Annotated in this window: 15 protein-coding genes; 12 read left to right on the top strand and 3 right to left on the bottom strand. The window is 62.2% G+C overall.

Features of this window, described 5'->3' with window-relative positions; all coding sequences use genetic code 11:
• The 3 genes from NCR98_RS16445 to NCR98_RS16435 all read right to left on the bottom strand — a co-directional run.
• A partial coding sequence (locus NCR98_RS16445) for a hypothetical protein (RefSeq protein ID WP_250526682.1) occupies positions 1-602 on the bottom strand: 602 nt, incomplete at its 3' end.
• 462 nt (positions 603-1,064) lie between these two features.
• A complete protein-coding gene (locus NCR98_RS16440) occupies positions 1,065-1,889 on the bottom strand; it encodes a hypothetical protein (protein WP_250526681.1) in 825 nt (274 codons plus the stop codon).
• Positions 1,890-2,040: 151 nt separating this feature from the next.
• Entirely contained in the window at positions 2,041-2,340 is a 300-nt protein-coding gene (locus tag NCR98_RS16435) for a ribbon-helix-helix domain-containing protein (RefSeq protein ID WP_250493343.1), read from the bottom strand.
• A gap of 312 nt (positions 2,341-2,652) precedes the next feature.
• On the opposite strand from NCR98_RS16435, the gene sctC reads away from it, so the two are divergent.
• The 12 genes from sctC to NCR98_RS16375 all read left to right on the top strand — a co-directional run bounded on the left by sctC (position 2,653) and on the right by NCR98_RS16375 (position 12,091).
• Positions 2,653-4,533, top strand: coding sequence for a type III secretion system outer membrane ring subunit SctC (gene sctC / locus NCR98_RS16430; protein ID WP_250526680.1), 1,881 nt, complete (start codon positions 2,653-2,655; stop codon positions 4,531-4,533).
• The gene (locus NCR98_RS16425) at positions 4,530-5,627 is read left to right on the top strand and encodes an FHA domain-containing protein (protein WP_250526679.1); all 1,098 of its coding nucleotides are present in this window, start codon (positions 4,530-4,532) and stop codon (positions 5,625-5,627) included. The genes sctC and NCR98_RS16425 overlap by 4 nt, the downstream gene beginning before the upstream one ends.
• Positions 5,628-5,763: 136 nt before the next feature.
• Complete coding sequence (locus NCR98_RS16420) at positions 5,764-6,135, top strand: hypothetical protein (protein WP_244828241.1); 372 nt, start codon at positions 5,764-5,766, stop codon at positions 6,133-6,135.
• 80 nt (positions 6,136-6,215) lie between these two features.
• On the top strand, positions 6,216-6,539 hold the full coding sequence (locus NCR98_RS16415; protein ID WP_250466923.1) for a hypothetical protein: 324 nt from the start codon (positions 6,216-6,218) through the stop codon (positions 6,537-6,539).
• Entirely contained in the window at positions 6,539-7,381 is an 843-nt protein-coding gene (gene sctJ, locus NCR98_RS16410) for a type III secretion system inner membrane ring lipoprotein SctJ (protein ID WP_250493340.1), read from the top strand. Before NCR98_RS16415 ends, sctJ begins: the two co-directional genes overlap by 1 nt.
• Entirely contained in the window at positions 7,378-7,959 is a 582-nt protein-coding gene (locus tag NCR98_RS16405; RefSeq protein WP_250466919.1) for a hypothetical protein, read from the top strand. The genes sctJ and NCR98_RS16405 overlap by 4 nt, the downstream gene beginning before the upstream one ends.
• Positions 7,953-8,708, top strand: a complete 756-nt coding sequence (locus NCR98_RS16400; RefSeq protein ID WP_250526678.1) for a FliH/SctL family protein — start codon at positions 7,953-7,955, stop codon at positions 8,706-8,708. Before NCR98_RS16405 ends, NCR98_RS16400 begins: the two co-directional genes overlap by 7 nt.
• Positions 8,705-9,688, top strand: a complete 984-nt coding sequence (locus NCR98_RS16395; RefSeq protein WP_250526677.1) for a FliM/FliN family flagellar motor switch protein — start codon at positions 8,705-8,707, stop codon at positions 9,686-9,688. The genes NCR98_RS16400 and NCR98_RS16395 overlap by 4 nt, the downstream gene beginning before the upstream one ends.
• Positions 9,685-10,335, top strand: a complete 651-nt coding sequence (locus NCR98_RS16390; protein WP_244828249.1) for an EscR/YscR/HrcR family type III secretion system export apparatus protein — start codon at positions 9,685-9,687, stop codon at positions 10,333-10,335. The genes NCR98_RS16395 and NCR98_RS16390 overlap by 4 nt, the downstream gene beginning before the upstream one ends.
• Positions 10,332-10,607 carry a type III secretion system export apparatus subunit SctS gene (gene sctS, locus NCR98_RS16385; protein ID WP_250526676.1) on the top strand — a complete coding sequence of 92 codons (276 nt, stop codon included), beginning with the start codon at positions 10,332-10,334 and terminating at the stop codon, positions 10,605-10,607. The genes NCR98_RS16390 and sctS overlap by 4 nt, the downstream gene beginning before the upstream one ends.
• 2 nt (positions 10,608-10,609) lie before the next feature.
• Positions 10,610-11,335 carry a flagellar biosynthetic protein FliR gene (locus NCR98_RS16380; RefSeq protein ID WP_250526675.1) on the top strand — a complete coding sequence of 242 codons (726 nt, stop codon included), beginning with the start codon at positions 10,610-10,612 and terminating at the stop codon, positions 11,333-11,335.
• A 15-nt stretch (positions 11,336-11,350) separates the two neighbouring features.
• Positions 11,351-12,091, top strand: a complete 741-nt coding sequence (locus NCR98_RS16375) for an EscU/YscU/HrcU family type III secretion system export apparatus switch protein (RefSeq protein ID WP_250526674.1) — start codon at positions 11,351-11,353, stop codon at positions 12,089-12,091.
• Positions 12,092-12,096 lie beyond the last annotated feature (5 nt).

Here is a 12,096-nt window from a genome sequence, read left to right as displayed (position 1 = left end):
GTGCCTGCGTAAGTACCCATGACGCTCGTCGTGAGCCGATGCTGAAGTTGCGAATCCGTGAGCCCAGTGTCGCGATACTTTGCATACAACGCATCGAACTCCGGGCCAGTCCAAGCCGATGCGCTGCCACTGAGCTTGGTCCCTGGATTGCCGGGCGTCGCTGTGTTCTGCTCGACTTCCCGGGCGATTTTCCATTGATTGGCCTCCGCCACCGTTTGGGCTCTTATGAAGAGCGTCGCCGCCTGATTGTGTGCGTCCGGATCACGCGGATTGACTCCATAGTCCTTCGCAAATGCCCTCTCGGCGGGATCGTCGAGGAAATGGCCCAGTTCGTGAGACAAGGTTCCCATCTGCTCAGTGTCTTCCCAATTAAGAAAGTCAGGCGTGAGAACGACGCGCTTATCGACCAGGTCGAATTGCACTCTTGAGTCGCTTTTGATCGCAATGGGCTTATAGGCTCCGCTATCGATCCGATCACTCGCTGTATGTATGTCCGAGATGAAAGTCGGACTCGCGTTGACCAGCTTGAGCTGACTCTGCGAAGGCTGATAGTCGCCCCAAAGCGATTCCTTACCGGTGATGGGTTGTGTGTTCGTATCCATGATGACCTCCATTTTTCGTTGACCAAGGATATGCCGCCTCGCGTTGCAACGCCCTACTTCGCGGCGGTGAATTCGTGGCATGACCGCGTTGGCGCACGGTGACTCCAATATGAATCGCCGGCATCGCCGTGGGAAATGACTGGGTATTGAAAGCGATGGACACGCGCCGAGCACGAAGCGTCTCTTACTCTAATTGTTAGGATGACGGAATTTATCCGTGAGAGGATTGAGCTCTTAGGCTATCGAGGCAAAATGGAGCTTGGCGCCGCTCGAATTGATCAAGGTCGCGCTTGCCTAAAGCAAATGCGATTAACGCGTCGATCTTCGTACAACAGGAGCATTGCGTACGAGTCGAGCTGTCGGCGAAAGTCGCAACGGTAGGGCTGTGGCAATGTGGTGCTTAAGGCGCACTGCATCGCGATGCAGTGCGCCTACGTCGATTAGTGTTACCAGCCCTTACCTTTAACTGTCGCCAGATGCCGCATCGCCAGCCGCGGCATCGCCACCCGTATCGGCCGTTGCCAGGGATGCATTATCGGCCTGCGCAGGCGCGGATGGAGTATTGCCAGCGAGTGCAGGCGTCGCGCCGCCGCCACCTGCGCCACCGCCGCCCGTACCTGCACCTGTACCTGCACCACCGCCTGCGCCTGCGCCACCGCCTGCACCAGCACCACCGCCTGCGCCCAGGTTCTTCATGAGGCCGCCAAGCAAGCTACTCAATGGCTGCGCGAGGCCGCCGAGCAGCGAACTCAAACCACCGAGCGCGGCTTGTGCTCCTTGCGTGTCCGGTTGCGGAGTCGTCGGTGCGGCCTGGGTCGTCGGTGCGGCCTGGGTTGTCGGGGCTGCCTGAGTCGCGGAGTTTGCCTGCGCTGCCTGCACCGCCTCGGCCGCCTGAGTTGCCTGAGCCGCCGCCGCTTGCGCTGCCTGAGCCGCCTGAGTGGCCTCGGCCGCACTGCCCGCGTCTGCGCCGTCCGCCTGCTGTCCCAAAGGCATCGTGCCGTTGGCCGCCGAAGGGGAATATGGCGCGGCCGCGTCGGCCGCATCGGCAACGACGGAAGGCCCGCTATCCGCGTCCGGATACGGACCGGCTGCAGACTCGGCGTTGCCCATGCCGAACGGCGCGATACCCTGAGCACCAAGATCGTTCGCCTGCGCTCCATCCGGAATGTGGATCAGAGCGTAGCCTCCGCCTAGCGGAGTCGCTGCGTCGATGGTATTCGCGGCGCCTCCGATAGCCGCGTTATTCGCCGCTCCCGCGACGACTCCATCATCGAAAATTGGCGTCATCGCCAAAGCAGAACCATTATTGTTCACGAGCATCATCGAATCCCATAAATAGAGTTAAAACCAATTGCGCGTAAAGCGCGCGTTTGGTATGCAATTTAGATATCGAGTTTCCTTCGAATTACATATCACCTCCCATGTGCCTCGGATTTATTCATGGACACAGCGTTGCCTGAATGGCATTGGACAGATCTTTCTTAACTCCCGGATCAAGCGTGCCCGCCTGCCTTACGAGTTGAACAACACAAACCACTCGGACATAGCCGGTGAAATTCTTAACCGTGTCGAACCCGAGATCCATTTCCATCGCCCATCTCGAAAGTAGTCTTCCCACCGTCACGCATTCCTGACGCGCCAGCAGTTCGATGATTGCCCAATAGACCTCCTCAAGGCGTATGCAGGTCGCGAAACCGTTGATCCGAATAGACCGCTGACGCGGCGTGACAAGCTTCATACTGAAATCGCAATACCGGTTTGTAACCATGGGCGGCGCTTACCCGGGCACATGCCACGATCTGCTGCAAGATGATGTGCACTTGGCATTTAACAAAGGCTTCGATCTTCTATCTCGATATTCATATTTTTCGTAGTTCATGTATTCCCAACCTCTTTTTAATTTCCTGAGAAACGCAAAGCACACACCTGCGATGGGAATACTGCCTCTTTTCCGAAGCCAATATGTAGTACATCTATAGGACCTTAATCGTTCGTCGCGCATTTAAAGTCTCGTCATAACGCAACCCGATATTCCGGCATAGGACTTTGAATGACCACGAACTGGCGCAAGACGCAAAACCGGCCGATGACTTGCGGCAACCGGACGGGCAAGGCCGCACGTCATCTCGTTTATTTATGTCTTGTGTTGCAAAACCCGCTCGCGAATGCGGCACAGCCTGCATGGCAAGGCGCGCCGATGCGCTACGTCGCGCGCAATTCCAGGCTTGCGGATGTGCTCAACGACGTGGGGCGCGCGGGCGGCCTGCGTCTGGAGATTGCACGCACGGTGCGCGGCAACGTGAACGGCGTGTTCGAGCAAGCGCCTTCCTCGGTGTTTCGCACGCTGGTCGAAGCGTGGGGGCTCGTCTGGTATTTCGACGGCCAGACGATCCACATCACCACCACCGAAGACGTGCAAAGCCGCACGATCGGGTTCGCGCCGCTGTCGGGGGACGCGGTGAGCGCCCTGCTGCGCAACCTCGATCTCGATGATCCGCATCTTCCTCTGCATTTCTCGGGCGACAGCGTGAAAGTCACCGGCCCGTCCCGATACGTCGATGCCGTGGCCAATGCGATCGTCAAAGCCCAGGAGCAATTGCCGCCGCCGCAGCAGACGCTCGAACAGACACAGATACGCGTGTTTCCGCTGCGTTATACCCAGGCACAGGACATCACCTATACCTCGGGGAATCGTCAGCAGACCATCGCGGGCGTGGCTTCATTGCTCCGGACGCTGATGGGAAACACGAGCGTGGCGAGACCGGCGGCGACGAACACTCGCGGACGCCCGGATAGCCTGCACGGCACGGCCAGGGGGATTCCGCCTTTACCGAGCGTGCCCGGGTTCACGGAAACCGCACAAGATGCCTCGGTGGATGACAGTCCGGCGGAACTTCCCCAATCCGCCGTGACGCCGGCAAGGCGCAACATCGTCGCGGACCCGCGCACGAACTCGGTCGTGGTGTACGACGTACCGGCGATGATGCCCGCCTACGAGAAGGCCATCTCCATGCTCGACCGGCCGCAGGATCTCGTGGAAATCTCGGCTCTCGTGATGGATGTGTCGAGCGATGCCGCCAGGGAACTCGGCGTCCGCTGGGGCGCTGGGGCTTCATCCAGCCGCCAGTCAAACACGCGTGGTTCCGTAGCGCCTGCCCTGCCGGGAGCGTCGTCCGTCGCCCTCGGCGTGGATGCGGGACTCACGCTGACGACGTTGATCGGCAATTCCGCGCACTTCCTCTACGAGCAGATCCACGCGCTTGAGAAAACCGGTCGCGCGCGCATCCTGTCTCGTCCTCGCGTGCTAACGCTCAATAACGCCGAGGCAGTCCTGTCGTCGCACAATTCCATTTATGTTCGCGTGGCAGGTAATCAGGATGCCAATCTATTCAATGTAGACACGGGACTTACGCTCAAGGTCACGCCCACTGTCGAGCAAGGCGGCGGCGAGCACAGCAGGATTCTTCTCAGCGTGCAGATCGAGGATGGCTCCTTCGACGGCGACGCGTCGGTTGACGGCATACCGCGCGTCAACAGTAACTCGATCATCACTCAGGCCATAGTGGGCGATGGCGAGAGCCTGCTGATCGGCGGCTACGAATACGAGCATACGCAAACGAGCGGATCGAAAGTCCCTATCCTGGGCGACATTCCGATCATCGGGACGCTGTTCGGCGATGAGCAGACATCTTTCGATCGCACCGAGCGGCTCGTCCTCATCACGCCGCGATTGAAGCGGCTGAAAGCGGACGCCGCGGCGCCGGCCGAACTCTCCGTCGACGATGTGCCCGCTCTCTCGGCGATCACCGGAAAGGACTATCCGCGGCCGCCCTTGCCCGATGCGGAGTTTCCTCCGTTGCCGCCACTGCCGGCCAGTCAGCTTGCCACTCCACGCAATGCCGCGCATGCATCGCAAGGGAGCAAGCAATGACCGACGCACGACTCTTCGTCGCCTCCGGGCTGCATGCGGGCGCGAGCATCGCCCTGACGGCGGACCGCGACTTGCAAATCGGCAGCGCGGCCGACGCCGACCTGATCCTTTTGGATACCGGCATCGCGCCACATCACGCGAGCGTCCGACTGCACGGCAACAGGCTCGAACTGCATGCCGCTCACGCCGACATCGCGATATTCGGGCAAGCGCTCAAAGTGGGCGCCCGAACGCAGTTGCGCCACGGTGCCACATTCCGGCTGGGCGAGACGGCCTTGCAGTTCAGTAACGGCGCCCCGACGACCGACCAGGCCATGAAAAGCGCGGAATCTGCATGGCTCCTTGCTCACGCGCCATTTACGTGGCTGCGAAGGAAGTGTGCGCGCATACCTCGCTATCAATGGCTTGCGATAGCGGTCGTGCCGCTCGGATTCGCGTTGCTGTACAGCCTGAATAACCTTGTTCCGAGACCTTCAGAAAAACGGTCGTCGCCTCTGGACGAGCCCGCCTTTCGCAACGTTCGCCAGCGCACGGATCAGACAACGGGCGCACGTGTTTACGAGGGTTACGTACAGACCGCCGCCGACCTTGGCGCCGTTTCCCTCGTCGCGCGCGCACGCGGCGGCGCGGTGCGTGTGCGCGTCGCCGTGATCAACAGCATGCTGGAGCAACTGAGCGATTTTCTCGACAAGTACTACCGCGGCGTCCGTTTGCGTGCAGGCGAACGGCCCGGCGTGTTCGTCGCGACACTTCCCGCAGCGGACGCCTATCTGCAACCCGAGTCATGGGACTACGCGCGGGTCGACCGGCTCGCGCAAGGACAGGTGGATGGATTAGAGGCGTTGCGCTTCGACGGTCACGAGAACAACAGCGGCCCCGTGCGTGTTCCGCTCGAAGCGCTCGGATTGAATCTGCTGAATTCTCCGCACGCCGCGTGGCTCGCCGACCAGCAAGGAGCCCGATATTTCGCGGGAGCGCATCTGTCGATAGGACGGATCGAGCGAATCGACCCATGCGGCGCATCGGTGATTCGCGATGACGGAAGCATCTATGTCCTGATTGCACAACGCACGAGTTTCGGCAAGTCCTGCTAGCGGCTCACGCCGCCGGACCCGCACCCGACAGCCCCTTACCGGTGCGCTGCCCTTCGCGCGTCGGCGCGCCGCACGAAGGTTCATGGAGTCTGCACGATCCTTTTAGCGCGCCATCACTTATATAGGAAAGCAGAATATGTCGATGCAAGCGGCAAATATCGGTTACACCCCTGCCATGTTCGGTTATGGCATGGGCGGCGCCCAGGGCGGCAGCATGATCGCACCCGACGGCACGCTGTCGCTCGGAAGCGTGGCGGACGCCGTCAAGCGAAACCTGCAACAGCAGGCCCAGTCGATCAATCAATCGGAGCAAGACGCTAGCGCGCAGAGCGCGCAAGGCGGCCAAAACGGTCAAGGAGGGCAAGGCGGAGCCGGAGGCGTGGGCAGCGCCAGCATGCTCGACATGCAGAAGAAGGTCGGCGAGTACACGTCTTCATTGCAACAAGGGACGTCCATCTTGAGCAGCCTGGCGGAAACACACAAATCCGTCGCGCAGAACACGAAGTAAGCCAACGCACACACCGGCGGGGCCTCCAATGCGGGGGCTCCCGCGCGCCGGATTTTCCTGTCCAACCAAGAATATTCACGATGATGCTTTCGCAAGCAGTTGCCATCCAATCTTTTCAGGTCGACGCGACGCCGCCAGCGATCGCCGCCACACCGGCGCAACTGGATGCCGGCACGGGAGGCGAAGGGATCACGCGCCTTGCCGAGCAAGCTCAGTTCGCCTTGCAAGGAGCGGCCGCGCCCCTCGGCGCGTTGCTCGATCCCACCCGCCGACGGCCGCTTACGACAGGCGAGATGCTCACGCTGCAAGCCGCCGTCAGCGATTACTCGGTCACGCTGATTACGCTGTCGCATCTTGCCCAGAGCGTAGGCAGCGCCATCCAATCCATCACTCAGAGAACGTAATGCGTCGCGCGCTCATTCTTCTGCCGCTCGTCCTGCTCGGCGCATGCAAGACCTCGTTATACGAGGGGCTGGACGAGGACCAGGCCAACCGCATCGTCGCGGTCCTCAGTCAACACGGTGTCGAGAGCTCGAAGGAGCGCAACGCCGACAAGACGTGGACCGTATCCGTCGATGAAGACGAAGCCGTCACCGCGACCGAGCTGACCGGCGCGTATGCCTTGCCCCACGCCAGTCATGCCAATCTCGGTGAACTCTTCAGCCGCCAGGGATTGATCTCGAGCCCCGAAGAAGACCACGTGCGCTACGTCTATGGTCTCACCGAAGAATTGGCCGCCACGCTCGAAACGATCGACGGCGTGCTGGTGGCGCGGGTGCATATCGTCGATCCGCAGCGAGATCCGCTACTCGGCCCCCCGATGCTGCCGAGCGCGTCTGTCATGGTGCGATATCGCAGCGACGCGAATCTCGAGCCCATGCGCGAGAAGATCCGCGCGCTCGTCGCCGGCGCGGTGCAGGGGCTCACGCAAGACAAGGTCTACGTGACGCTCGTTCCCGTCATGCCGGTCGTCACGCAAATCGATCTGTGCGCGCAGACGGGCCACTGTCCGCCACCGCTTGCCGATCAGCGCAAGGTCGAGCGTGTCCTCATCGTTCTGACCGTCATGGCGCTGCTGTTGATCCTGGCCGTCTGGGTGTGGGATTCGGGCATTCGCGCATTGCCGCGGATACGCATACCCGGTGTGACGTTTTTCAGGCGGCGGACCCGCCAGGCCGTGCCGGCGAAGCCGAAGCCGGGCGCAGCCGCCAACGACTCCTCCCATTCTCGCGAAGACCGCACATGAAATCCCTACCCATTCTCGACGTCGCAGGCTGGGCGCATCACAGCTGGTGCGGACGAGCCACGCCCGCACGCAGCGAGCGCGCCCGCGCCGCAGCCGCCTTGCATCTTTTCGCGCGCTTCCCGACGCTCGCCGAGGCCGGCGCCAAGCAATTGCCGTGGTTCGCCGCGCCGCTCGCGCGCCCGGCATGCGGACGACTCTTGCGCCTGTGCGCCGCGCTGGCGTGCGCGCGCTCGCTGCGCCTTCTCGTGAGCGCCGCCGCGCACACGCAGTTCTCGGGCGCGGTGGGCTTGCCGCCGCTCGCGCGGCTCCAGTGCCATCGGCGCGGAGAGCAGCCCGACCTGAGGCTCGACTCCCCTGTCGACTTCTTCAACCGGCGCAGCCTGTGCATAGCCGGGATCGCGCTCGCACTGCGCGCGACGAGCGGCCACGCACAACGGCTGTGGATGAAAGTGCGTCTGCCCTGCGAGTACGCCACGGCCGCGGCGCAATGGCGCCTGCCTTTCGTGTCGGCGCGAGCGGCGCTGGAATTGATCGGCGATGCACTGCAACTCCTCGACACAGAGAGGCGGCCATGCTGATCTGGCGAGTTTCCGACTGGCGGGTCGAATCGGACGGCTATATTTGCGCCAACGATCTCGCCTTGCTGCAAGACCTGCCCGCGCTGCAGCGCTTGAATGCCCAACGCGCGAGGCAAGAGGCAGCCGACCTCGCGCAACGCGCCCGGCGTGTCAGACGGCAGGCGCTCGCACGCGGTTTCATCGCGGGCCGCGCAGCGGCGGTGCATGACCTCGCCATGCCGGCCGCCGCGGCCGCCTTTGCGCTTCGTGGCTTGAACGATCGCCTCGTGAAGATCGTCGTCGAGGCCGTACGCGACGTCGTCGGCGACATGCCTGCCGGCGCGATCTTTCCGAATCAACTTCGCCGCAGTTTGCAAGCGGCGCCTGGGCAACGGCCGCTCTCCGTGCGCGTCTCGGCATGTGATTACGAGGAAGCCAGGCAAGCAGTCAGCGCGATGGAAGACGAGCTGGGCCTGACGCTCATCACCGTTCTTGGCGACGCCGATCTGCCGCCGCGTTCGTGCGTGGTCGAAACCGATATCGGCGTAATCGATGGCAGCTTGCGGCAGCAGCTCGCCGCACTCGAACGCGGCATCCGCGATGCGATCGCCGCCGTGCTCGACGTATACACGCGCCTGGACGACCGTCTTCTCAGGCAATTCGAGGTCATCGAGCAAGGACTGCGCGACACGCTCGACGTCCTCTCCCGCGATGCCACGCCGGCCGGCTGGATCGCGTGCAATGCCACGAACGGGGGCGCCGCGATATGAATCCGTTCGCCGGCCTCGAACGGCTCACACGTGAACAGGCGGAGCGGCAGAACATCGCTGCCTTGCATTTCGGCGCCGACGTGCCAGTGAGCGTCGGCCATCGGCGCTACACGCTCGCGTTCGAGCCATGTCGCGCGCACTATCCGCTGCGTCTTCACGGCATGGCCTGCGGTCAGCCGCTGGTACTCGATCTGGATGCGCGGGCGCTTATCCCCGAACTTTCGCGTCAGAGTCTGGAAAAGACCGGGAAGCTCGCACACAAGCTGATTGCCGACGCGTGCGAGGACTGGCTTTGCGCGCTGGAAGGCGCATTCGGCTTCGCGCTCGATGTAACCGGCGTTTCCTATGACGCGTCGCCCGCGCCGGGCGCCTATGGCCTCGCGCTTACGCACGTCCAAAGCGGACGCACGGCGAGCCTGTCATTTCACTGCGAGGCGGTGGATCGCTGGCTGCGGCGCCAGCCTGATCCGCAGTGCAATTCGAGAGCGCTTGCGCGCCAGATCGTCGTCAGCATTCCGGTCTGCGTCGCCGGGCCAACGCTCACGCTCTTGCGTTTGCGGCGCATTCGCGCCGGTGATGCGCTGGTGCTCGACAAATCGGTTCAATACCTGCGCTTGCCCCTTCGCAACGGCACGCAGCGCATTCTCTTGAAAACTCTTGGAGATCAGATCGTGCTAGATCGCCCCATTCTCAACGAAGACAATCAGCCATCCGAACTGACCAGCGAATTCATTCCGGTCGAAGCCCTCACTTTTCCGTTCGACGCCGTGATCGGCTCGATGCGCCTGTCCTTATACGAACTCAGCCGCTTGCGACAGGGTTCGCTGGTGTCGCTGCAGCTTTCGGTGCGCGAGCGCTCGGTCACGCTGTTGTGCCAGGGATTGCCCTTCGCCAAGGGAGAACTGGTGAACATAGACGATGTGCTGGCCGTGCGGATCACGAGCGTGCTGCAATCCGCCCATCCGGATGTCGCGTCATGATCGGAGCGCAAACCGGGCAACTGCAGCTCGTCGGCGTCTTCTTTCTACTGAGCGTGGCGCCGCTCGTCGTCATCATGTGCACCTCGTTCACGAAGTTCAGCATCGTCCTTACGCTGTTGCGCTCCGCGCTCGGAGTGCAGCAAGCGCCCGGCAATCTGGCGATATCCGGTCTCGCGCTCGCGGCAACGCTGGTCGTGATGGCGCCTACCCTGCACGCTATCGGCGACGCGCTCTCCCTCGACGAGCGCGTCGAAAGCGGGCAATTGCCGCCCCTCCCGCAGATGATCGACGCCGTTCGTGGACCGCTCGGGGAATTCATGCTGGCGCACTCGCGCCCGGCAGAACGTGCGTTCCTGCTCGACGCGGCAAAGCGCACCGATCCCGCTCGCGACGCGCAAGAAAGCGACTTCACGCTGCTCGTTCCGGCGTTTCTGATCAGCGAGATTTCGAGCGGCTTCGAAGCGGGCTTCCTGCTCTATATCGCCTTTCTCGTCATCGATCTGGTGGTCGCGAACGTGCTGACCGCCATGGGCATGATGATGCTCTCGCCGAGCACCGTCTCCATTCCACTCAAGCTCTTCGTGCTGGTGGCCGCCTCCGGCATTCCCAGACTCATGCATGCACTCATTCTCGGTTACGCCAAGTGAATTCGCTTCCTTCCCTTACCTCGCTCGCAACCGACGCGCTGTTGCTCGTGTTCTGGCTTTCGTTGCCAATGCTCGCCGTCGCGACCGCGGTCGGTCTTTTGCTCGGTCTGTTGCAATCGGTCACGCAGATCCAAGATCAGAGTCTGCCGTACGGTGCAAAGATCGTGTGCGTCGGACTCGTGCTGATCGTGACGGCGCCGTGGGCAAACCGGGAAGTCGCGCGTCTTTTGAGCCATATCTTCACGATGATCGCCTTGGGCCGCACGCATTGACCATGAACATCCTCGATCAATTGAGCGGCTTCGCCTTCTGCATGATTCGTCCAGCCGTGGCGCTCGCCCTGATTCCGTTTGGTAACGACGGAGCGCTCGGTGTGACACTGCGTGCTCCGCTCGTGCTGATCTTCGCGGTGCTGCCCGCGCAAGCGGGATTGCCGCACGAACCGCTTGCGGCAAGCGTCATGGAAGCTGGCATCGGTCTTTTGCTGGGACTCGGTTTCGGCGTCGTCTTTCATGCGGCCTCCACGGCGGGCGCCATCCTCGATCAACAAGGCGGCTATAGCGTGGGCGCGGTCTATGACCCGAACTTTGAGCAGGAATCCGCCGCGTTTCAAACGCTTTTCACTCAATTCGCGGCGTTCACGCTCTTTACGGGCCACGGTCTTGTCGCACTGTGCGGAGTCTTCGCCGACGCGTGGTCGATCTGGCCACCGGGCGGTCCGTATCCCGGTGGACTCGCGCGCCTTCTCGCCATGTTCTCGGAAACGCGTTTGCCGCAGTCTTTAGCGCAGGGCTTGCAGATTTCGGCCCCGTTACTCGCCTTGATGCTGCTCGCCGACGTTTCGCTCGGACTCGCGTCGCGGCATGCAAAGCGTCTCAATCCGTTTTCCACTGCGCGTACGTTCAAGGCAATGGTGCTCTCCTTCGCGCTGATGGCGTGCGTTCCAGCGATCCTCGATCGACTCGCGCGCATCTTCGCCGTCTCGCTGAATCTCGAATAGGAGGCACCGGTCGACATGAGCGACAAAACCGAGAAGCCCACGCCTCGCCGACTGCTGCGCGCCCAAACCGACGGCGACATTGCGAAAAGCGCCCATTTAAGCACCGCGATGAGCGCCGCGCTGTGGTGGCTGCTGCTGGCGTTCGAAGCGCCACACACGTTCTCCGGTTTCATCCACATGATCGACGCCGTGTCGGGACTGGACGCCAGCCGTTCGTTCGCGTGGCAGTTCAAGGCCGTATTGAATGCGCTGCTCGAACCGGGCAAGGGAGCGCTGATCATGCTCAGTGCCGGCATGCTTGCCAACGTCATACCTGAACTCGTTCAAACGCGTGGACTCGTGTCGTTCAGGCGGATCGCGCCCGATCTCAAGCGTCTGAACCCGGTGGAAGGGCTGAAGAATCTGTTCGGCCTGAAGGTCGCGTTCGAGACCGTACTGATGCTGTTCCAGTTCGCCGTGCTCATCTTCGTGGCCTGGCGTGTGACGGCAGAATGGCTCGTGCAGATCGAGCCGGCGTATTCGCTCGATCCGCTATCCCAGCTTGCGCTCGCGTCTCTCAGCCATTCCCGTCTGCTCGCGCTGGTTGCGCTCTCGCAGGCCGCGCCCGCGGTAGCCGACTATGCCATGCAGCACGTGCTGAGGAAGCGCCGTTTGCGCATGGACAAGGAAGAACTCAAACGCGAATACCGCGACGAACACGGCGACCCCTACGTCAAAGGCCGGCGACGCGCGCTTCATCGCGATCTGAACCGTTAAACCCG

Origin of the sequence: Caballeronia sp. GAWG2-1, from assembly GCF_023631405.1 — a bacterium.
In the GTDB taxonomy this organism is placed as follows: Bacteria; Pseudomonadota; Gammaproteobacteria; order Burkholderiales; family Burkholderiaceae; genus Caballeronia.
This window is presented reverse-complemented; position numbering and strand designations above follow the sequence as displayed.

Coding starts and splice junctions, on each gene's coding strand:
- NCR98_RS16395 (WP_250526677.1), top strand. CDS start 8,705: ATGAATCCGTTCGCCGGCCTCGAACGGCTCACACGTGAACAGGCGGAG.
- NCR98_RS16425 (WP_250526679.1), top strand. CDS start 4,530: ATGACCGACGCACGACTCTTCGTCGCCTCCGGGCTGCATGCGGGCGCG.
- NCR98_RS16420 (WP_244828241.1), top strand. CDS start 5,764: ATGTCGATGCAAGCGGCAAATATCGGTTACACCCCTGCCATGTTCGGT.
- NCR98_RS16440 (WP_250526681.1), bottom strand. CDS start 1,889: ATGACGCCAATTTTCGATGATGGAGTCGTCGCGGGAGCGGCGAATAAC.
- NCR98_RS16380 (WP_250526675.1), top strand. CDS start 10,610: ATGAACATCCTCGATCAATTGAGCGGCTTCGCCTTCTGCATGATTCGT.
- sctC (WP_250526680.1), top strand. CDS start 2,653: ATGACCACGAACTGGCGCAAGACGCAAAACCGGCCGATGACTTGCGGC.
- NCR98_RS16405 (WP_250466919.1), top strand. CDS start 7,378: ATGAAATCCCTACCCATTCTCGACGTCGCAGGCTGGGCGCATCACAGC.
- NCR98_RS16390 (WP_244828249.1), top strand. CDS start 9,685: ATGATCGGAGCGCAAACCGGGCAACTGCAGCTCGTCGGCGTCTTCTTT.
- NCR98_RS16375 (WP_250526674.1), top strand. CDS start 11,351: ATGAGCGACAAAACCGAGAAGCCCACGCCTCGCCGACTGCTGCGCGCC.
- sctJ (WP_250493340.1), top strand. CDS start 6,539: ATGCGTCGCGCGCTCATTCTTCTGCCGCTCGTCCTGCTCGGCGCATGC.
- NCR98_RS16415 (WP_250466923.1), top strand. CDS start 6,216: ATGATGCTTTCGCAAGCAGTTGCCATCCAATCTTTTCAGGTCGACGCG.
- NCR98_RS16435 (WP_250493343.1), bottom strand. CDS start 2,340: ATGAAGCTTGTCACGCCGCGTCAGCGGTCTATTCGGATCAACGGTTTC.
- NCR98_RS16400 (WP_250526678.1), top strand. CDS start 7,953: ATGCTGATCTGGCGAGTTTCCGACTGGCGGGTCGAATCGGACGGCTAT.